The following is a 19136-nucleotide window of genomic DNA, read 5'->3' on the forward strand; positions in this document are numbered from 1 at the left end:
TGGTACGCCGCCGCGTCTGAAAAGCGGCTTGGTCGATCGGCCGGTCGAAGTCATCACCGCCAGCGAGAGACCACCGAAATGGCGAACACCAACGGCGCTCCGGATCCCAGCAAGCTGCCCGCGATCAACGTCCTCGCGCAGTACGCCAAGGACCTCTCCTTCGAGAACCCCAACGCGCCCCGCTCGCTCGCGCCGCGTCAGGGCTCGCCCAACATCGAGATCAAGGTCAACGTCAACGCCCGCAAGGTCGGCGACACCGACTTCGAGGTCGAGCTCGCGATCGAAGGCCAGGCCAAGGACGGCGACGCCCAGATCTTCCGGGTCGACCTGTCCTACGGCGGCGTGTTCCGCGTGGTGAACATCCCCGAGGAGCAGCTCCATCCGGTCGTGATGATCGAATGCCCGCGGCTGCTGTTCCCGTTCGCGCGCCAGATCGTTGCGGACGCCGTGCGCAACGGCGGCTTCCCGCCGCTGATGATCGACCCGGTCGATTTCGCCGCGCTCTACCGCGCCCGCGCCGAAGAGGCCGCCGCCCTGCAGGAGCAGGCGGGCGCTCCGAACTGAGCATGACGGCGTCCCGGCCTCGCCACGCGGGCCGGGATCGCGCTTAAGTCAGTCTCGGATGAGACGCCGAGCGCCAGCGCGGAGATGGATGGTCCGGTCAAGCCGGACCATGATGAAGGGTTGGACGTGGGGCCTCTGGCCTCACTCCGCCGCGACGGCGTCGGGCGACTCGAGATACTCCCGCCAGATCGGCTCGCTGCCGAAGGTCGCGATGAAGGCGAGGTGCTCCTCGATGTCCTTCGCCGACAGCCGCGGGGCGAGCGGCGTCGGGCGCGGCGCGAGCTTCTCGCCCGCCCGCATGCCGCGGCCGTCGAGCGGCGACAGGCCGAGCGAGGCCTGACGGCCCCCCAGCAGCTCCAGATAGACTTCCGCCAGAATCTCGCTGTCGAGCAGCGCGCCGTGCTTGGTCCGGCGCGAATTGTCGATGCCGTAGCGCTGGCACAGCGCGTCGAGCGAGTTCGAGCCGCCGGCGTTCTTGCGCCGCGCCAACGCCAGCGTGTCGATGACGCGGTAGTTGCCGATCTCGGGCTTGCCGACGCGCTTCAGCTCGGCGTTGAGGAAGCCGACGTCGAAGGCCGCGTTGTGGATGACGAGCGCGTCCTCGTCGATGAAGGCCAGGAACTCGTCGACCACGTCCGCGAACACCGGCTTGTCCGCGAGGAACTCCGACGACAGCCCGTGCACGCGGAACGCCTCTTCCGGCATGTCGCGCTCGGGATTGATATAGATGTGGCAGTGCGATCCGGTCGGAATCCGGTTCAGGAGCTCGACGCAGCCGATCTCGACGATCCGGTCGCCCCTGAGCGGGTCCAGGCCTGTTGTTTCGGTGTCGAGCACGATCTCGCGCATGCTGTTCAGTCCTTCCGACGGTCGTTGAGGCCGGCGAGCAGCGCGCGCACCTGCTCGCGCGCCGCCTCCACCCCGCGCGAGGTGTCGATCACGACGTCAGCGCGGGCGCGCTTCTCCGCGTCCGGCGTCTGGCGCGCGAGCACGGCGCGGAACGTCTCCTCGGTCATTCCCGGTCGCTCCAGAACTCTGCGCCGCTGCTCCTCGGCGCCGGCGCTCACCACCGCGACGAAATCCACGTCGCAGGCGCGGCCGCTTTCGAACAGCAGCGGAATGTCCAGCACCACGGCTGTAGCGCCTTCGGCCCGCCGCGCCGCCAGAAATTCAGCCTCGGCCGCGCGCACCAGAGGATGGACGATCCCTTCCAGCTTCGCGAGCGCTTCGGGCTTTCCGATGACCCTCGTCCCCAGCTCCTTGCGGTCGACCACGCCGTCGCGGATCACGCCGGGGAACGCCGCCTCGACCAGCGGCGCCGCGGCGCCGGAGTAGAGCGCGTGCACGGTGGCGTCGGCGTCATGCACGGGAACGCCCTCCTCCGCGAACAGCCTCGCGGTGGTGGACTTGCCCATGCCGATCGAGCCGGTGAGGCCGATGACGATCACCGCTCAGCTCCCGATGTCCGCCACGACGAGCGCGCGCAGCTCCGGGGTCACTTCGGGCCTGACGCCGAACCAGCGTTCGAACCCCGGCGCCGCCTGATGCAGCAGCATGCCGAGGCCGTCCACCGTCCTGAGCCCGCGGGCGCGGGCGTCCGCCAGGAACGGCGTCTCGAGCGGCACATAGATGAGATCGGTCGCCACCGCCCGTTCGGGCAGCTCGCCGAGATGGACCTCCAGCGCGCCCTTGCCCGCCATGCCGAGCGAGGTGGCGTTCACCACGAGATCGGCGTCCGGCAGGAAGCGCCACAGGTCGTCCAGGCCGCCGGCGACGCCCGCCCGGCCCGCGAGCGGGGCGATGGCCTCCGCCTTCTCCCGCGTGCGGTTAACCACGGCGACCCGCTCGAAGCCCCGCTTCCCGAGCGCATGGGCCACCGCCCGCGCGGCTCCCCCTGCGCCGATGACGGCCGCGAGCTTTCTTTCGCCCTCCCAGCCCGGCGCCGCCTCGTCGAGATTGGCCAGGAAACCGACGCCGTCGGTGTTGCCGCCGAACAGCCGGCCGTCCTCGAACCAGAGCGTGTTCACCGCGCCGAGATCGGCGGCGCTGGCGTCCGCCTCGTCCACGAGCCGGAACGCGGCCTCCTTGTGCGGCACGGTGACGTTGCCGCCGACGAAACCGGCCGCGCCGAGGCCGCGGACGAAGCCTTCGAAATCAGCCGGCGTGATCTCCGCCCGCTCGTAGCCCCCGGCGATGCCGTAGGTCGCCAGCCAGTGGTTGTGGATCAAAGGCGAGCGTGACTGGCTGACCGGCCAGCCGAGCACGCAGGCGCGGGGGAAACCGCTCACGCCGCGACCGCTTTCGCCCGACGGAGCGCCGCGAGCAGCGGCAGCAGCGGCAGGCCTAGGATCGTGAAGAAGTCGCCGTCGACGCGCTCGAACAGATGCGCGCCGACGCCCTCGAACTGGTAGCCGCCGACGCTGGTCCGCGCGCCTTCGCCCGCCGCGTCGAGGTAGCTCTCGATGAACGCGTCCGACAGCGTCCGCATCGTCAGCCGCGCATCGTCGACCTCGGTCCAGAGCGCGACCCCGTCCATGGCGAGCGCGACGCCGGAGGACAGCGTGTGCGTGCGCCCGGACAGACGCGCGAGCTGGCGGCGCCCGGCCTCGCGGTCCGCGGGCTTGGTGAAGCGCTCCGACCCCAGCGCCAGCGTCTGGTCCGCCCCGACCACGAGCCGGCCCGGCGCCTTGAGCGACACGTTCACGGCTTTCGCCGCCGCGAGCGCGCCGGCGACGTTGGCGGGCGTCGCGCCTTCGCCCGTCAGCTCCGCCTCGACCGCGCGCTCGTCGATGTCGGCCGGCATTGTCTCGACGGCAAGGCCGGCGTCGCTCAGCACCTTGGCGCGGATCGCGCTCTTCGACGCGAGCAGCAGCGGAGACGACGGCAGCCAGAGGGTCATGAACGGGTCCGGATCAGGAAAACAGGCGCAGGCGGCGGAACGGGTCAGGTGGTGGCGATCGACTCGGCGAAGCGTTTCGCGCGGTGCTCCGTCAGCATCGCGATCACGGCAGCCGCGGTCTCCTCGATCGACCGCCGCGTCACGTCGATGGTCGGCCAGCCGTGCCGGGCGCAGAAACGGCGGGAGGCGTTGAGCTCGGCTGCGACCGCTTCCGGGTCCACATAGGAGCCGTCCTGAAGCCGTCCGGGCATGGCGCCTTCCAGGCCGAGCACCCGGTTGTGGCGGATGGCGACGATCCGCTCGGGCGAGGCCACCAGCCCGACGATCAGCGGCTTCCTCAGGCCCTGCAGCCCGGGCGGCGGCGGAAGATCGGGGATGAGCGGAATATTCGCCGTCTTCACCCCGCGATTCGCCAGATAGATGGAGGTCGGCGTCTTCGAGGTCCGGCTGACGCCGAGCAGCACCACGTCGGCGTCGCCGAGGTCATCGGCGTACTGCCCGTCGTCATGGGCCATGGTGTAGTTGAGGGCGTCGATGCGCTTGAAGTAGTCCGCGTTCAGCACGTGCTGCGCGCCCGGCAGCTTGTTCTGCTCGGCCCCGAGATAGGAGCGGAGCAGCGTGAACACCGGCTCCAGCACCGAGAGGCAGGGACAGCCGAGCTCGCGGCAGCGGGCCTCCAGCGTCCCGATCAGCTCCTCGTCCACCAGCGTGTAGAGCACGATGCCGGGCTCGTCGGCGATCTCGCCCAGCACGCGGTCGAGCTGCCGGGACGAACGCACCAGCGGATAGACATGCTCCATGCTCGCGATGTCGGCGTATTGCGACGCCGCGGCGCGGGCGACCGCGACCAGCGTCTCGCCGGTCGAGTCCGAGACGAGGTGGAAATGGAACGAACGGCGGTCCGGCGACATGGGGCGGAACGGGCTTTCGCAAGCGGAGGAACCGGACGCGCGAAGCGGCGTTCGGATTGGGGCGGGCCGTGTGTGGAGCGGTGGACGGCTGTGGATGATCCGGCCGCCGCGCTCGGGCTCCCGCCGATTTTCGCCGAGACGGCCGAAATCATCAACACCGCTCGCATCCGGGACGGCGGCGGCGGCCGTCCGCGTGGAAATGGTGAAGAACTCGTTAACGCCCTGCCGGACGAGCGTCCGCCACAGGTCTTAACGGATGGTTAACGCGGGCCAAGATGTGGGCGGCTTGTGGACATGCCGGAACGGCTGTAATGCCCGCCCCTAGAAAAAGAAGCAGAAGAGTCGATTCTAGAATCTAGAGAGGAGCAGGGCCGGTGGGCGGTGCTGTGACGAACCGGCCGGCGACCTCCGCCGCAGGCGCCGAATCCCGCTTCTTGAAAGCGCTCTCCGGCGAGGTCCAGACGGTTCCACCGGTCTGGCTCATGCGCCAGGCCGGTCGTTATCTCCCAGAGTATCGGGAGCTTCGCGCCAGAGCCGGCAGCTTCCTCGATCTCTGCTACACGCCGGAGTTCGCGACCGAGGTCACGCTGCAGCCGATCCGGCGCTTCGCGCTCGACGCCGCGATCCTGTTCTCCGACATTCTCGTGGTGCCGCACGCGCTCGGACAGGAGGTCCGCTTCGTCGAGGGCGAAGGGCCGCGGCTCGACCCGGTGGCGTCGCTGGCGGAGTTCGCGCAGCTCCGCGAGGAGATCGACCTCGGCTTCCTCGCGCCGGTCTACGAGACCGTGGCGCGGGTGCGCGCCGCGCTCGACCCGGAGGTCGCGCTGATCGGCTTCTGCGGCGCGCCCTACACGGTCGCGACCTACATGGTCGGCGGCCGCGGCGGCGACGAGCAGGCCGCCGCCCGCAAGCTCGCCTATCGCGAGCCGGAGACGTTCCAGGCGCTGATCGACCGGCTGGTCGAGGCCTCCGTCGCGCATCTGCTGGCGCAGGTCCGGGCGGGCGCGCAGGCGGTGCAGGTGTTCGACAGCTGGAGCGGCGACCTGCCCCCGGCCGAATTCGCGCGCTGGTCGACGGAGCCGATCCGCGCGATCTGCGTGAAGGTGAAGGCGGCCGCGCCGGAGGTGAAGGTCATCGCCTTCGCGCGCGGCGCCGGCGCGAAGCTCGCCGATTTCGCCGCCGCCGTCCCGGCCGACGCCTTCGGGCTCGCCACCGCTGAGAACCGGACCGCTGCGCGCGCCGCCGTGCCGGCGGGCGTCGCGCTGCAGGGCAACGTGGACCCGATCGCTCTGGTCGCGGGCGGCGCGGCGCTCGACGCGGCCGTGGACGGCGTCCTGGCCGATCTCGGCCACGGGCCGCTGATCGTGAACCTCGGCCACGGCGTGCGGCAGGAGACCCCGCCAGAGCATGTCGCCCAAATGGTCGCGCGGGTGCGGCGGGGGTGACCCTCGACGCGCGGTCGCCGAAGGCCTAGGACGTGGCGATGGACCTTTACCCCTGGATCAAGGCGCTCCACGTCGTCGCGGTGATCGCGTGGATGGCGGCGAGCCTCTATCTGCCGCGGCTGTTCGTCTATCACTCGATGGAGCCTGTCGGGTCGCCGACCTCCGAGACCTTCAAGGTGATGGAGCGCCGCCTGCTGAAGGCGATCGCGACCCCCGCCATGATCGTGACCTGGCTCGCGGGCCTCGCGCTGCTGTGGCTCGGCGGATGGGGCGGCTCGGGCTGGCTGCACGGCAAGATCGCGCTGGTGCTGGCGCTGTCCGGCTTCCACGGCGCGATGTCGCGCTGGGTCAAGGATTTCGCCGCCGACCGCAACCGACGCTCGACGCGCTTCTACCGCGTCGCGAACGAGGTTCCGACGCTGCTCATGATCGCGATCGTCGTGCTTGTGATCGTGAAGCCGTTCTAATCTCGCGCGGTCCGGCCGATTTCGGGCGGCCGCCTCTTGTCGCGGCCGCCGCGAATGGGTTAAGACGGTGACGTTCCCACGCAGAGTCTAGGCGTTCGGTCCAGTCCAGCGGCCGGACAAACCCGCCTGCGGATACATGCCCGCCATTCGGCGAACGGCATGACGGCGAATAAGCGACGACGTTTCGGCGCCGCGCGCCGGAAGCGCCTGAACTCCAATCCCCTCCTCAACGCGACTGCTCTCCGACCACCGCTTCCCGTCGGATTCAATCTCCCGAAGGCTCACGATGCCCGAAGTCAGGCTTTCCGATCTCAAGGCCAAGTCGCCGACCGAAATCCTCGTCCAGGCCGAGGAGCTGGAGGTCGAGAACGCCAGCACGCTGCGCAAGCAGGAGCTGCTGTTCGCCATCCTGAAGCAGCTCGCCGCGCGCGAGACCGACATCATCGGCGTCGGCGTGGTGGAGGTGCTGCAGGACGGCTTCGGCTTCCTGCGCTCGCCGGACGCCAACTATCTGCCCGGCCCCGACGACATCTACATCTCGCCCTCCCAGATCCGCCGCTTCTCGCTTCGCACGGGCGACACGGTCGAGGGCCAGATCCGCAGCCCGAAGGACGGCGAACGCTACTTCGCGCTGCTCAAGGTCAACACGATCAATTTCGACGACCCGGAGAAGGTCCGGCACAAGGTCCATTTCGACAATCTGACGCCGCTCTACCCGGACGAGCGGCTGAAGATGGAGATCGACAATCCGACCAAGAAGGACATGTCGACCCGCGTGATCGACATCGTCGCGCCGCTCGGCAAGGGCCAGCGCGCTCTGATCGTGGCGCCGCCGCGCACCGGCAAGACGGTCATGATGCAGAACATCGCGACCGCGATCGCCGCCAACCATCCCGAGTGCTACCTGATCGTGCTGCTGATCGACGAGCGGCCCGAAGAGGTCACCGACATGCAGCGCTCGGTGAAGGGCGAGGTCATCTCCTCCACCTTCGACGAGCCGGCCCAGCGCCATGTGCAGGTCGCCGAGATGGTGATCGAGAAGGCCAAGCGCCTGGTCGAGCATGGCCGCGACGTCGTCATCCTGCTGGACTCGATCACCCGCCTCGGCCGGGCTTACAACACCGTGGTGCCCTCGTCCGGCAAGGTGCTGACCGGCGGCGTCGACGCCAACGCGCTGCAGCGCCCGAAGCGCTTCTTCGGCGCGGCGCGCAACATCGAGGAAGGCGGCTCGCTGACGATCATCGCGTCCGCCCTGATCGACACCGGCAGCCGCATGGACGAGGTGATCTTCGAGGAGTTCAAGGGCACCGGTAACTCCGAGATCATCCTGGACCGCAAGGTCTCGGACAAGCGCACCTTCCCGGCGATGGACATCACCCGTTCGGGCACGCGCAAGGAAGAGCTCATCGTTCCGGCCGACACCCTCAAGAAGATGTATGTGCTCCGCCGCATCCTGAACCCGATGGGCACCGTCGACGCGATGGAGTTCCTGCTGGACAAGCTGCGGTCGACGAAGACCAACGCCGACTTCTTCGAGTCCATGAACACCTGACGCTGGGGCGACGGCCCTTGCCGTCGCCGCTTTCGCGTGGTCCCAATGCCGCCATGGCGGTTGCGCGCGTTCCCGGTCGGCTAGTTGCGGCGGTCCTGATCGCGCTCGGCGCGGTCATCTCGACCGCTGCGTGGGCTGAACTCTCGTTCCCGCCCTTTTCCGGCTACGTCGTCGACCAGGCCGACATCCTGCCGCCCGAGGCCGAGGCGGCGCTCACCCAGAAACTCAAGACATTTCAGGACACGACCGGCCGCCAGCTCGCGGTCGCGACCGTGCCGTCTCTGCAGGGGACGTCGGTCGAGGACTTCGCCAACCGGCTGTTCCGCGCCTGGGGCCTCGGCGACAAGGCGCGCAACGACGGCGCGCTGCTGCTGGTGGCGCCGAACGACCGCAGGGTCCGCATCGAGGTCGGTTACGGGCTCGAGGGCGAACTCACCGACGCGGTCTCCCGCCTCATCATCGAGAACGCCATCCTGCCGCGCTTCCGCGCCGGCGATTTTCCCGGCGGCGTCATGCGCGGCGCGGACGACGTCATGGCGGTGTTCTCCGGCCATTCCAACGACTACAAGGCCCGCGCCGCCGCGCTCGAACGCGAGGACGAGACCGCGTCGCTGATCTCGTCGGCGATCACCCTCTGCTTCATCCTCTTCTTCCTCTACGTGTTCTGGCGCGCGATCCGGAGCGGCGGAAGCGGCGTCGGCCGTCGACGGCGCGCCGCGCCGTGGATCATCGGCGGACCGCCGATGGGCGGCGGCTCCTGGTCCGGCGGATCGTCGTCGGGCGGCGGGTTCTCCGGCGGGGGAGGCGGCTCTTCGGGCGGCGGCGGGGCCTCGGGCGGATGGTGACGCCGGTCCTGTCCCCTTCCGACCGTGACCGGATCACGGCGGCCGTGCGCGCCGCGGAAGCGCGCACCTCCGCCGAGATCGTCGTGGTGGTCGAGACCGCGAGCTGCGAGGAGGCCGACGCCACCATCGCGCTGATCGCGGCAGGCGGCGTCGCGATCGCGGCGGCCGGTCCTCTCGACTGGCTGGGCCTGCGGCTCGAGGCGATCGTGATTGGTCAGGCGCTCGTGTTCGCGCTGCTCGCGGCGCTGGCCTCGTCCTCCCATGTCCGCCGCGCGCTCCGCGTCGGACGCATCGCCGCCCACCGGGCGGCCCATCGCGCCGCCGAGCAGGCTTTCGACGATCTCGGCCTCGGCCGCACGCTGGGGCGCACCGGCGTCCTGCTCCATGTCGCGGCCGCCGACCGCCGGGTCGAGGTCATCGCCGATTTCGGCGTGCACGACGCCGTCGCGCCGGAGACATGGCGCGAGGAAGTGGCGCTGGTGGTCGAGGCGGCGCGGGAAGGGCGGCTCGCGGACGGAATCGTCGCGGCGGTCGCGCGCTGCGGCGAGGCGCTCGCCGACGCCCTGCCGCCGCAGCCCGGCGTCGGCGACGAGCTGCCGGACGAACCGATCGTCCGCTGACGCCGCCGGCGTCTCCACATCTTCATTCCGACGCGGACGGCGGCCCGTGGCCCGGAAGCGCTCCCCGCTCCGGCAGGCGCCGTACTAGCTCCCTGATCCTTCGTCATGGTCCGGCTTGACCAGACCATCCATGTCCGGCGTGGAGCTCGGCGCCGAAGATGGAACTTTCGGCCAAGCCGGAGGACGACGAGGCTCGTTCGGCGCGCTTCCCATTCAGCGAGATTTTCCGTTCGGCGGGCCTCGGCGAGCGCAACGTCCGACCGCCGCCGGGTCACGCCTTTACGGCGCGGCGCGCTTCCGCTATGAAATGCGAACGAACGTTCGCTCTCTTCAGGACATCCGCCGTGAACGACATGAGCCCGGTGATCGGCCCCCGCGCGCGCCGGCAGCAGGACCAGCGGCGGCGGATTCTCGACGCGGCGGTGACGTGCTTCGCGCAAGGCGGCTTCCACGCCACCGGCATGCAGGCGATCTGCGCCGAGGCCGGCATGAGCCCGGGCGCGCTCTACCGCTACTTCCCGTCGAAGGAAGCCATCATCGAGGCGATCGTCGAGCGCGACCGCGCCGAAGCGCCGGCGATGCTGGCCCCGCTGCTGGAAGCCGACGACGTGGTCGGCGCGCTGGTGCAGGCGGGCAGGAACTTCCTCACCGGCAACCTGCAGACCGGCGGCATGCCGATCTTCATCGAGCTCTGCGCGGAAGCCGCGCGCAATCCGCAGGTGAACGCCATCACGCAGCGCTGCGAAGGCGAGATCCACGACCTGCTCGTCCGGGTGATCCAGCGCGGCCAGACGCTCGGGCAGATCGATCCCGCCCTCGACGCGGCGGCGGCCGTGCGCCTGCTGTCTTCGCTCGCGGACGGCCTCCTTCTGCGCATGGGACTGGAGGGGATCGCCGGCGTGGACGATCTGCTGGGCATGTTCGAGCGCGCGGTGCGCAGCTTCCTCGCCGCTCCGGCGAGGTCCGAACGATGAACGCCCCGATGCGCCAGCGCCCGGCCGGCCAGCCGGTGTCAGAGACGGCGCACGCCGCTCCGCCCGTCCGACGGCGGCGGCGATGGCCGTGGCTCGTGCTCGGCCTCGCCGTGGCGCTGGGAGCGGCCTTCCTGTTCAAGGACGAGTTCGCCCGCTACGCCGCCGAACGGCAGACGCCCTCGCAGGCTGCCGAGCCCGCCGCGCCGGCGGCGAAGCCGATCTCCGTAACGGTCGCCATCGCCACGCGGCGCGAGATCGCGCAGATCGAGACCGTCACCGGCACGCTCGTCGCCCGCGACGACGTGCTGGTGAGCCCGCAGATCGACGGCCTTAGGCTCGACGAGTATCTCGTCGACGTCGGCGACCAGGTCGCCCAGGGCCAGGTGCTGGCGCGGCTCGACCGTGACATGCTGGAGACGCAGGCCCTGCAGAACGCCTCCGCGATCGCCAAGGCCGAAGCCGCCATCGCGCAGGTGGAGGCCGCTATCGCCGAGGCCGAGGCCTCGCAGGTGGAGGCGATTGCCGCGCTGAAGCGCGCCGAGCAGCTTCGGAGCTCGGGCAACGTCACCGGCGAGACGCTGCAGGCGCGCCAGACCGCGTCCGAGGTGGCCGCGGCGCGGGTGCGCGCGCAGGGGCAGAACCTCAAGGCGGCGCAGGCCGACAAGGCGCTGGCCGAGGCGCAGGGGCGCGAGATCGCGCTCAGGCTCGCGCGCACCGAGGTGAGGGCGCCGACGGCCGGGGTGGTGGCGAGCCGCACCGCGCGCGTCGGCCAGATCGTCGGCATGGGCGGCGAGCCGCTGTTCCAGATCGTGCGCGACGGCGAGATCGAGCTGAAGGCGGAGGCGACGGAGTCGCGCCTCCACGCGATCAACGCCGGCCAGCCGGCCTGGGTGACGGCGGCGGGATCGCCGAAACCGTTCGAGGGCCGGGTGCGGCTGGTGGAGCCGACCGTCGACGCGGCGACGCGACTCGGCGTCGTCCGCGTCGCGCTGCCGGTCGACGGCGCGCTGCGGCCGGGCCTGTTCGCGCGCGGCCGGATCGAGACCGCGCGCCGCCAGGGCGTGACCGTGCCGCAATCCGCCGTGCTCTACGGCGCCGACAGCGAGATCGTGCAGGTGGTGACGGACGGCGTGGTGTCCGAGCGCCGGGTCACGCTCGGCCTGCAGGACACCGACGGCGTCGAGATTCTCGAAGGCGTCTCCGCCGGCGAGGCCGTCATCGCCCGCGCGGGCGGCTTCCTGCGCGACGGCGACCGCGTGGCGCCGGTCGAGGCGCAAGCCGTGTCGGCCTCGGCGAGGAACTGACGGCGATGGCGCTCAACGTTTCCGCGTGGTCGATCCGCAAGCCGATCCCGCCGCTGGTGCTGTTCGTGGTGCTGACGGCGATCGGCCTGTTCTCGTTCGCGTCGCTGCCGGTGACGCGCATGCCGAACATCGACCTGCCGCTGGTCTCCGTCACGATCACCCAGACCGGCGCGGCGCCGACCGAGCTCGAGCTGCAGGTGACGAAGCGCGTCGAGACCACCGTCGCGGGGCTCGCGGGCGTCAAGCACATCACCTCGTCGATCAGCGACGGCGTCTCGATGACGATGGTCGAGTTCCAGCTCGAGACCGAGGTCGACCGCGCGGTCAACGACGTGCGCGACGCCGTCACCAAGATACGGAGCGAGCTGCCGCAGTCGATCGAGGAGCCGCTGATCCAGCGCATCGACGTCGAAGGCATGGCGATCGCGACCTACGCCGCCTATGCGCCGGCGATGACGCCCGAGGAGCTGAGCTGGTTCGTGGACGACCGCATCGTCCGCGCGCTGCAGGGCGTGCGCGGCGTCTCTCAGGTGAGGCGCGAGGGCGGCGTCGACCGCGAGATCCGGGTCGCGCTCGATCCGGCTCGGCTTCAGGCGCTCGGCGTCACCTCGGCGGACGTCAACGCGCAGCTCCGCGCCACCAACGTCGATCTCGCGGGCGGCCGCGGGCAGGTCGGCACGCAGGAGCAGACCGTGCGCACGCTCGCCGGCGCGCTGACGGTGGAGCGGCTCGCCGCCACGCGGATCTCGCTCCCCGGCGGGCGCGAGGTGCGGCTCTCCGACCTCGGCACGGTGCGCGACGGCGCCGCCGAGCCCCGCGCTGCGGCCCGCCTCGACGGCAAGCCGATCGTCTCCTTTGGCATCTACCGCGCCAAGGGCTTCTCGGACGTGGTGGTGGCGGAAGCGGCGCAGAAGAAGCTCGACGAGTTTTCCGCCGCCCATCCCGAGGTGGCGCTCACGCTGATCGACACCACGGTCCGCTACACCAAGGCGGACTACGAGAGCGCCATGCACACGCTGATCGAGGGCGCGGCGCTCGCGGTCGTGGTCGTGTTCCTGTTCCTGCGCGACTTCCGGGCGACCCTGATCTCCGCGCTCGCGATCCCGCTGTCGATCCTGCCGACCTTCTGGGTGATGGAGGCGCTGGGCTTCTCGCTCAACGGCGTCAGCCTGCTCGCGATCACGCTCGTCACCGGCATCCTGGTCGACGACGCGATCGTGGAGATCGAGAACATCGTCCGCCACATGCGCACGGGCAAATCCGCCTACCGCGCCTCGATCGAGGCCGCGGACGAGATCGGCCTCGCCGTGGTCGCGACCACCGCCACCATCATCGCGGTGTTCATGCCCGTGAGCTTCATGGGCGGCATCGCGGGGCAGTACTTCAAGCAGTTCGGCATCACCGTCGCGGTGGCGGTCGCGTTCTCGCTGCTGGTCGCGCGGCTCATCACGCCGCTGCTCGCGGCCTATTTCCTGCGCGACCACGGCGCGCAGGAGGAGCGCGACGGGCTGATCATGCGCTTCTACACGCGGCTGCTGGCCTGGTCGGTGCGGTGGCGCTTCGTGACGGTCGGGGCCGGCGTGGCGCTGTTCGTGGGCTCGATCATGCTGGCGGGCCTGCTGCCCTCGGGCTTCCTGCCGGAGAACGACACCTCGCGCTCGATCCTGAAGATCGAGCTGCCGCCGGGCTCGACCCTCGCCCAGTCGGAGGAGGTCGGCCAGCGCATCACCGCCCTGCTGAAGGCGCGGCCCGAGGTCGCCTCGGTCTACGCCGCGATCGGCTCGGACGCGGCCGGCGGTATGGTCGTCGCGACCGGCGAGGTGCGCAAGGGCGTGCTGATCATCAACCTCAAGCCCCGCTCCGAGCGCGCCCTGACCCAGAAGCGGTTCGAGGCCGAGATCCGCGACGACCTCGCGAAGATCCCCGACATCCGCACCAATTTCGGCAACGACGGCGGCCAGCGCGAGTTCTCGCTGATCGTGTCCGGCGCTGACGGCGAGGCGGTGGAGAAGGCGGCGGTCGAGCTCGAGAAGCAGACGCGGGCGTCCGTGCCCGGCCTGCTCAACGTGGTCTCGACCGCGGCGATCGACCGGCCCGAGATCCGCATCGTCCCCAAGCTCGACGAGGCGGCGGAGCTCGGCGTCTCCGTGGCGCAGATCGCGGAGACGGTGCGCATCGCCACCATCGGCGACATCGAGCAGAACCTCGCCAAGTTCTCGGCCGTCGACCGGCAGATTCCGATCCGGGTGCAGCTCGACGAGGCCGCCCGCACGGACATCTCGACCTTCGAGAACCTGCGGGTGCGGCGCGACGCCGGCGGCAGCGTGCCGCTCTCCGCGGTGGCGGAGGTGAGCTTCGGCAAGGGCCCGACCAGCCTCGACCGCTACGACCGCGACCGCCGCGTCGCGCTCGAGGGCGACCTCGCGCCGGGCGTCGCGCTCGGAACCGCGCTCGAGGCGGTGAAGGCGCTGCCGGCCGCCAAGAATCTGCCCGAGGGCGTGACGCTGAAGGAGTTCGGCGACGTCGAGATCATGAACGAGGTGTTTTCCGGCTTCGCGATCGCCATGGCCGCCGGCGTGCTGCTGGTGTTCGCGGTGCTGGTGCTGCTGTTCGCCGACGTGGTGCAGCCGGTGACGATCCTGATGTCGCTGCCGCTGTCGATCGGCGGCGCGCTGATCGCGCTGCTGATCACCGGCAATTCGGTCAGCCTGCCGGTCGTCATCGGCTTCCTGATGCTGATGGGCATCGTCACCAAGAACGCCATCCTGCTGGTGGACTTCGCGATCGAGGAGATCGCGCGCGGCGTGGACCGAACCGCGGCGCTGGTCGACGCCGGCCGCAAGCGCGCCCGGCCGATCGTGATGACCACGGTCGCGATGGCCGCGGGCATGGTGCCCTCGGCGCTGGCGCTCGGCGAGGGCGGCGCGTTCCGCGCGCCGATGGCGATCGCCGTGATCGGCGGCCTGCTGGCCTCGACCGTGCTCAGCCTCGTGTTCGTGCCGGCCGTCTTCACCATCATGGACGACCTTCGCCGGCTCTTCGTCCGGATCTTCGGCCGCTTCGTCGGCCCGAAGGACGAGCCCGGCGACGAGGCCGCCGCAGCGCCCCCGAGGCTGCGCGCCGCGGAGTGAGGCGGGGGCGGAGCCGTCTTCGCGCCCGCTCCGCGCTCCTTCGATAGGCGTCACGTCGCCGCCTGGTCATCTCTCCGGCGAAGTCGGATGTTTCCGACTTCGCCATCCCGGGTGGCTTGGTTCGGGAGCACCCGAACCAAGCGGGGCGAGGGGGAGAACGCGTCCAGAGCCGCTTGAAGCGCCTCCCGCCCGTCGTCCTACGGCTCGACCGGAGGACCCCAGCTGCGGCGTCGAGCGCCATGTCTGACATGGATGGTCCGGTCAAGCCGGACCATACGGCGCGCGAACAAGACTTCGACCGGCCTCCCCGGCCGCCAAACCCCGCGCTACGGCGTCAGCAGGCGCTCGAGATAGTCGAGCTCGTCGCGGGGGCGCTCGCTTTCGCCGAGCCGGCGGCGGAGCTCCTCCAGCACGCGGCGCGCGCGCTGGGCTTCGATCTCGCCGGGCACCTTGGTGGTGGTCCCGTCGCTCTCGCGGCGGCGCACCGGGCGGCCGAGCGGGTCGTCGCGGCCGTCCTCGCCGTTTTCGGCGCCCTGCTGTCCCGGCTGGCCCTGCTGCCCGGGCTGGCCGCCCTGCTGGCCCTGCTGCTGCATCTGTTCGGCGAGCGCCTGCGCGCCCTTGCGGAGCTGCTCCAGCGCGCGGCCCTGATCGTCGAGCGCCTGGCCGGTCTGGCCCTGGCCGAGCGCCCCGCGGGCGTCGCCCATGCTGCGCCCGGCCTCGCCCAGCGCGTTCTCGCCCTGACCTTGGCCCTGTCCCTGCTGGCCTTGCTGACCCTGCTGGCCTTGGCCCTGGCGTCCCTGCTGGCCCTGACCCTGCTGCCCCGGCTGTTTGCCGCTCTGCCCCTGTTGGCCGGGCTGCTCGGCGCCCTGTTCGCCTTCGCCCTGCTGGGGCATGTCGCGCATCATCTGGTCGAGCCGTTCGCGCAGCTCGCGCTGCTGCTCGGCGAGAGCCTGCATCTCCTCGCTGTTCTGGCCCTGCTGGTTCTGCTGCTGCTGGCGGCGGCCGGGCTGGCGCTGGTTCTGCTGGGCCCGCTCCTGCTGGCGATACTGCTGGTAGGTCTTGTCCCTGAGCTTGTTCTGCTCGCGGATCATCTCCTGCAGCTTGTCCATCTGCTGCTGCTGCGCCTGCGCGTTGGGGTCGGCCTGCTGACGCTGCGCGGTCTGGAGGTTGTCGAGCATCTGCCGCAGCTCGTTCAGCGCCTGCTGCGCGGCCTCGCGGGAGCCGCTCTTCGCCATCTGCTCCATGCGGTCGATCATCTTGCGCAGGTCGTCCGGCCGGATCGCCTGCGCGCCGTTCGGGCTGCGCTGGGCCTGTTGGTTCGGCTGCTGCTGCGCCCGCTGGGCGAGCTCCTTCATGAACTTGTCGAGCGCCTGCCTGAGGTCCTGCGTGAGCTTGGCGATCTCCTGCTCGGAGGCGCCGTCCTCAAGCGCCTTGCGCAGCGCCTCCTCGGCCTGACGCAGCTCCTTCTCGGCCTGCGGCAGGTCGCCGTCCTCGAGCCGGAGCGCCATCTCCCAGAGATAGTCGGCGACGTCGCGCAGCTCGTCGTCGCTGCGGGCGATGTCGAGCCGGCGGTAGGCGGTGCGCAGCCCGAGATAGACCGAGGACTGCGGCGTGAACTCCTCGGGGAACAGCATCAGCGCCTGCAGCGCCTCGCCGACGCGCGGCTTGGCGTTGGCGTCGAGCGCGAGTTCGCGGCGCTGCTCGACCAGCGCGCGGGCGAGCGGATTGGTGAAGACGCGCGACGGGATCCGCAGCGGCTGCGGCGCGCTCGCGCCCTCCTGGCCCGCCTCGTCTCGGGCGTAGAGGGTCATCACCGCCTCGGCCCCGGCCCAGGGGTGCTCGGCAAGGTCGAGCGAGGTCTGCGCCTTGCCCTCGCGGGCGCGCGCCTTCGGCAGCGCGAGCCGCGGCTTCGGCGCCTCGTAGAGCGGGCGGCGCTCGGCCGGCTCCTCACCCTCGGCCGTCTTCGCCGGCGCGCTCTCCTTCAGCGCGAAGCGCGCCTCGGCGGACGCGACGCCGTAATCGTCCTTCACCTCGTAGGAAATGGTCGCGCTGCCGCGCGCGTTGCGCTGCGGCGGGCCGTCGAGCGTGATCGAGGGCGCAGCGTCAGGAATCGCGGAAAAGCGCCAGCTTCGTCCGGCCTCGCCGGCGGGTCCGGCCTTGAGCTCGGCGTCGCCGGTGAGGCGGTACCGGCGTTCGGTCACGCCGTCGGCGGGTCGGCCCGTCAGCTCCACCGGCTCGAGCGCGCCCACGGCCGAGACCTCGACCGCGCCGCCGGAGCCGCGCACCACCACGATCGAGCCCGTGGGCGCGCGCAGCGTCTCGCTGGCCTCCGCGGCCGGGGGAACGGCCGCGGCCCGCGCGTCGGCTGGGCTCGCGCCGCCGGGCCGGCCGGCGGTCAGGAAGACGGGCGGGCGGCCGGTGTAGGCCGGAGGCGTCACCCAGGCGTCGATCCGGGCCGGGGCGGTTTCGGCCGCCGGCGTCGTCCAGTCGAAGGCGGCCGAGACGCGGGCGCCGCGGTCGGAGCCTGCGACGGCGAAGGCGACCACCAGCACGAGGCCGACCAGGAAGCGGAGCGCGAAGGGATCGCGCGCCGCGAGCCGGGGCGCCGGCGCGCCGACCTTCAGCTTGCGGGCGTCGGCGTCGGCGCGTTCGCGATGCGCGCGCCACAGCGCCTGCGTGAAGGGATCGTCGCCGAGCGGCGCCAGCCGGTCGTCGAGGCTGGTGGCCGGCCGGTGGGCGAGGCCGGTCGCACGGTCGATGCGCGCGAGCGAGGCGCGACGGTCGGGCGCGCCGACGCGCAGCAGCGGGGTGAGCGCGGCGAGGAAGGCGAGGCCGAACAGCGCCACGCCGGCCATGCGCCCGAGCGGCGGCAGCGCGTCCCACAGGCCGAACCAGGATACGCTGAGGAAGAGAAGCGCGACGCAGAGCGCGGCGGCGAGCGGCGGCCAGGCGCTTTCCCAGGCGAGCGCGAGGCCCGCCCTGCGGGCGAGACGGTCGATCAGAGGCCCGCGCTGGCCGCGCGGATCGGTCGGAGCATCGTTCAAACGCCGGTCTCCAGCGTGGTCCAGGCCCCCGCCTTTCGCGCGTCAGAGCATGAGACTACCACGCGGCGCCGGCTTGGCCAGCCTCCGCAGGCCCCGCCGCGTCACTCGGCCGTGAGCCAGTCCGGGACGCGGTCGAGCGCGACGAGGTCGTCGAGGCTCGGCCGGGGGCGCACCACGGCGTAGCGGGAGCCGTCGACCAGCACTTCCGGAACCAGCGGGCGGCTGTTGTAGGTGGTCGCCTGCACCGCGCCATAGGCGCCCGCCGACATCACCGCCAGCAGGTCGCCCGCCGCAGGCGCCGGCATGTCGCGGTCGAGCGCGAGATAGTCGCCGGTCTCGCACACCGGCCCCACCACGTCGGCCCTCAGGCGCGGCGCGTCCGCGCCGGCTTCCGCCACCGGCCGGATCTCGTGATGGGCGTCGTAGAGCGTCGGCCGGATCAGGTCGTTCATGCCGGCGTCGACGATGACGAAGGTCTTGGCGGCGCCCTGCTTCACGTAGATCACGCGGGTGAGCAGGATCCCGGCGTTGCCGACGATCAGCCGGCCGGGCTCGAACACCAGCTTGGCCCTGAGGTCGGCGGTGAGGCGCTTCACCACCGCGGCGTAGGCGTCGGGGTGGGGCGGGGGCTCGTTGTCGTCGCGATACGGGATGCCGAGCCCGCCGCCGAGGTCCACATGGTCGATGGCGTGGCCGTCGGCGCGCAGCTCGCCCACGAAGGACACGAGCCGGGTGATCGCGCTGTCGAACGGGTCGAGCTCGGTGATCTGGCTGCCGATGTGCATGTCGACGCCGGCCACCTTCAGGCCCGGCAGCGTCGCCGCCTCGGCGTAGACGCGGCGCGCGTCGGCGATCGGCACGCCGAACTTGGTCTCGGACGAGCCGGTGGAGATCTTGGCGTGGCTCTTGGCGTCGACGTCCGGGTTGACGCGCAGCGCGATGTGGGCGGTCGCGCCCTTGTCGGCCGCCACCTGCGACAGAAGCCGAAGCTCCGGCTCGCTCTCCACGTTGAAGGCGAGGATGCCGGCCTCGATCCCGGCCGCGAGCTCCGCTTCCGTCTTGCCGACGCCGGAGAACGTGATGCGCTCGCCCGGCACGCCGGCCTTCAGCGCGCGGTGCAGCTCGCCGCCGGACACCACGTCCATGCCGACGCCGAGCCGCGCCAGCGTGGTCAGCACCGCCTGGTTGGAGTTGGCCTTCAGCGCGTAGCAGACGAGGTGGTCCACGCCGGCGAAGGCGGCGGAGAACACCCGGACGTGGCGCGTCAGCGTCGCGGTCGAATAGACGTAGACCGGCGTGCCGACCTCGGCCGCGATCTCGGCGAGCGGAACATCCTCGGCGTGGAGCGCGCCGTCGGCGTAGGCGAAATGGTGCATCGGG

At 71.2% G+C, this 19136-nt stretch carries 16 protein-coding genes; 9 read left to right on the top strand and 7 right to left on the bottom strand.

What is annotated here, in order from left to right; genetic code table 11:
• Nucleotides 1–78 precede the first annotated feature (78 nt).
• Entirely contained in the window at nt 79–564 is a 486-nt protein-coding gene (gene secB / locus ACFSCV_RS09460; RefSeq protein ID WP_378799249.1) for a protein-export chaperone SecB, read from the top strand.
• 141 nt (nt 565–705) lie between these two features.
• On the opposite strand, the gene dnaQ is transcribed toward secB, so the two are convergent.
• Genes dnaQ through ACFSCV_RS09485 form a run of 5 tightly spaced genes read right to left on the bottom strand, consistent with a single transcriptional unit; the run spans nt 706 to nt 4374 of the window.
• A complete protein-coding gene (dnaQ, locus tag ACFSCV_RS09465; RefSeq protein ID WP_378799251.1) occupies nt 706–1413 on the bottom strand; it encodes a DNA polymerase III subunit epsilon in 708 nt (235 codons plus the stop codon).
• Nucleotides 1414–1418: 5 nt separating this feature from the next.
• Nucleotides 1419–2012, bottom strand: coding sequence for a dephospho-CoA kinase (gene coaE, locus ACFSCV_RS09470; RefSeq protein WP_378799253.1), 594 nt, complete (start codon nt 2010–2012; stop codon nt 1419–1421).
• Between the two features lie 3 nt (nt 2013–2015).
• A complete protein-coding gene (locus tag ACFSCV_RS09475) occupies nt 2016–2852 on the bottom strand; it encodes a shikimate dehydrogenase (RefSeq protein WP_378799255.1) in 837 nt (278 codons plus the stop codon).
• Nucleotides 2849–3463, bottom strand: a complete 615-nt coding sequence (locus ACFSCV_RS09480; protein ID WP_378799257.1) for a Maf family protein — start codon at nt 3461–3463, stop codon at nt 2849–2851. Before ACFSCV_RS09480 ends, ACFSCV_RS09475 begins: the two co-directional genes overlap by 4 nt.
• Nucleotides 3464–3507: 44 nt before the next feature.
• Nucleotides 3508–4374 carry a pyruvate, water dikinase regulatory protein gene (locus ACFSCV_RS09485; protein WP_378799259.1) on the bottom strand — a complete coding sequence of 289 codons (867 nt, stop codon included), beginning with the start codon at nt 4372–4374 and terminating at the stop codon, nt 3508–3510.
• 374 nt (nt 4375–4748) lie between these two features.
• On the opposite strand from ACFSCV_RS09485, the gene hemE reads away from it, so the two are divergent.
• The 8 genes from hemE (at nt 4749) to ACFSCV_RS09525 (ending at nt 14712) form a co-directional block, all read left to right on the top strand.
• Nucleotides 4749–5819, top strand: a complete 1071-nt coding sequence (hemE, locus tag ACFSCV_RS09490; protein WP_378799261.1) for a uroporphyrinogen decarboxylase — start codon at nt 4749–4751, stop codon at nt 5817–5819.
• Between the two features lie 38 nt (nt 5820–5857).
• Nucleotides 5858–6286 (top strand): protoporphyrinogen oxidase HemJ, encoded by a 429-nt coding sequence (gene hemJ / locus ACFSCV_RS09495; RefSeq protein ID WP_378799263.1) that lies wholly within the window; start codon nt 5858–5860, stop codon nt 6284–6286.
• A 286-nt stretch (nt 6287–6572) separates the two neighbouring features.
• Nucleotides 6573–7838 carry a transcription termination factor Rho gene (rho, locus tag ACFSCV_RS09500; RefSeq protein WP_271202045.1) on the top strand — a complete coding sequence of 422 codons (1266 nt, stop codon included), beginning with the start codon at nt 6573–6575 and terminating at the stop codon, nt 7836–7838.
• A 53-nt stretch (nt 7839–7891) separates the two neighbouring features.
• A complete protein-coding gene (locus ACFSCV_RS09505) occupies nt 7892–8683 on the top strand; it encodes a TPM domain-containing protein (RefSeq protein ID WP_378799265.1) in 792 nt (263 codons plus the stop codon).
• A complete protein-coding gene (locus ACFSCV_RS09510) occupies nt 8677–9303 on the top strand; it encodes a TPM domain-containing protein (protein ID WP_378799267.1) in 627 nt (208 codons plus the stop codon). Before ACFSCV_RS09505 ends, ACFSCV_RS09510 begins: the two co-directional genes overlap by 7 nt.
• 353 nt (nt 9304–9656) lie before the next feature.
• Complete coding sequence (locus ACFSCV_RS09515) at nt 9657–10277, top strand: TetR/AcrR family transcriptional regulator (RefSeq protein WP_378799327.1); 621 nt, start codon at nt 9657–9659, stop codon at nt 10275–10277.
• Nucleotides 10274–11581, top strand: coding sequence for an efflux RND transporter periplasmic adaptor subunit (locus ACFSCV_RS09520; protein ID WP_378799269.1), 1308 nt, complete (start codon nt 10274–10276; stop codon nt 11579–11581). The genes ACFSCV_RS09515 and ACFSCV_RS09520 overlap by 4 nt, the downstream gene beginning before the upstream one ends.
• 5 nt (nt 11582–11586) lie before the next feature.
• On the top strand, nt 11587–14712 hold the full coding sequence (locus ACFSCV_RS09525; RefSeq protein WP_378799271.1) for an efflux RND transporter permease subunit: 3126 nt from the start codon (nt 11587–11589) through the stop codon (nt 14710–14712).
• 326 nt (nt 14713–15038) lie between these two features.
• Here the strand turns inward: ACFSCV_RS09525 and ACFSCV_RS09530 are convergent, their stop codons facing one another.
• The gene (locus ACFSCV_RS09530) at nt 15039–17756 is read right to left on the bottom strand and encodes a TIGR02302 family protein (RefSeq protein ID WP_378799273.1); all 2718 of its coding nucleotides are present in this window, start codon (nt 17754–17756) and stop codon (nt 15039–15041) included.
• A gap of 101 nt (nt 17757–17857) precedes the next feature.
• The gene (lysA, locus tag ACFSCV_RS09535) at nt 17858–19132 is read right to left on the bottom strand and encodes a diaminopimelate decarboxylase (protein WP_378799275.1); all 1275 of its coding nucleotides are present in this window, start codon (nt 19130–19132) and stop codon (nt 17858–17860) included.
• Nucleotides 19133–19136 lie beyond the last annotated feature (4 nt).

The organism is Methylopila henanensis (genome assembly GCF_042681025.1).
Lineage (GTDB): Bacteria > Pseudomonadota > Alphaproteobacteria > Rhizobiales > Methylopilaceae > Methylopila > Methylopila henanensis.

Coding starts and splice junctions, on each gene's coding strand:
- secB (WP_378799249.1), top strand. CDS start 79: ATGGCGAACACCAACGGCGCTCCGGATCCCAGCAAGCTGCCCGCGATC.
- dnaQ (WP_378799251.1), bottom strand. CDS start 1,413: ATGCGCGAGATCGTGCTCGACACCGAAACAACAGGCCTGGACCCGCTC.
- ACFSCV_RS09480 (WP_378799257.1), bottom strand. CDS start 3,463: ATGACCCTCTGGCTGCCGTCGTCTCCGCTGCTGCTCGCGTCGAAGAGC.
- ACFSCV_RS09485 (WP_378799259.1), bottom strand. CDS start 4,374: ATGTCGCCGGACCGCCGTTCGTTCCATTTCCACCTCGTCTCGGACTCG.
- hemJ (WP_378799263.1), top strand. CDS start 5,858: ATGGACCTTTACCCCTGGATCAAGGCGCTCCACGTCGTCGCGGTGATC.
- rho (WP_271202045.1), top strand. CDS start 6,573: ATGCCCGAAGTCAGGCTTTCCGATCTCAAGGCCAAGTCGCCGACCGAA.
- ACFSCV_RS09505 (WP_378799265.1), top strand. CDS start 7,892: ATGGCGGTTGCGCGCGTTCCCGGTCGGCTAGTTGCGGCGGTCCTGATC.
- ACFSCV_RS09510 (WP_378799267.1), top strand. CDS start 8,677: ATGGTGACGCCGGTCCTGTCCCCTTCCGACCGTGACCGGATCACGGCG.
- ACFSCV_RS09515 (WP_378799327.1), top strand. CDS start 9,657: ATGAGCCCGGTGATCGGCCCCCGCGCGCGCCGGCAGCAGGACCAGCGG.
- ACFSCV_RS09520 (WP_378799269.1), top strand. CDS start 10,274: ATGAACGCCCCGATGCGCCAGCGCCCGGCCGGCCAGCCGGTGTCAGAG.
- ACFSCV_RS09525 (WP_378799271.1), top strand. CDS start 11,587: ATGGCGCTCAACGTTTCCGCGTGGTCGATCCGCAAGCCGATCCCGCCG.
- lysA (WP_378799275.1), bottom strand. CDS start 19,132: ATGCACCATTTCGCCTACGCCGACGGCGCGCTCCACGCCGAGGATGTT.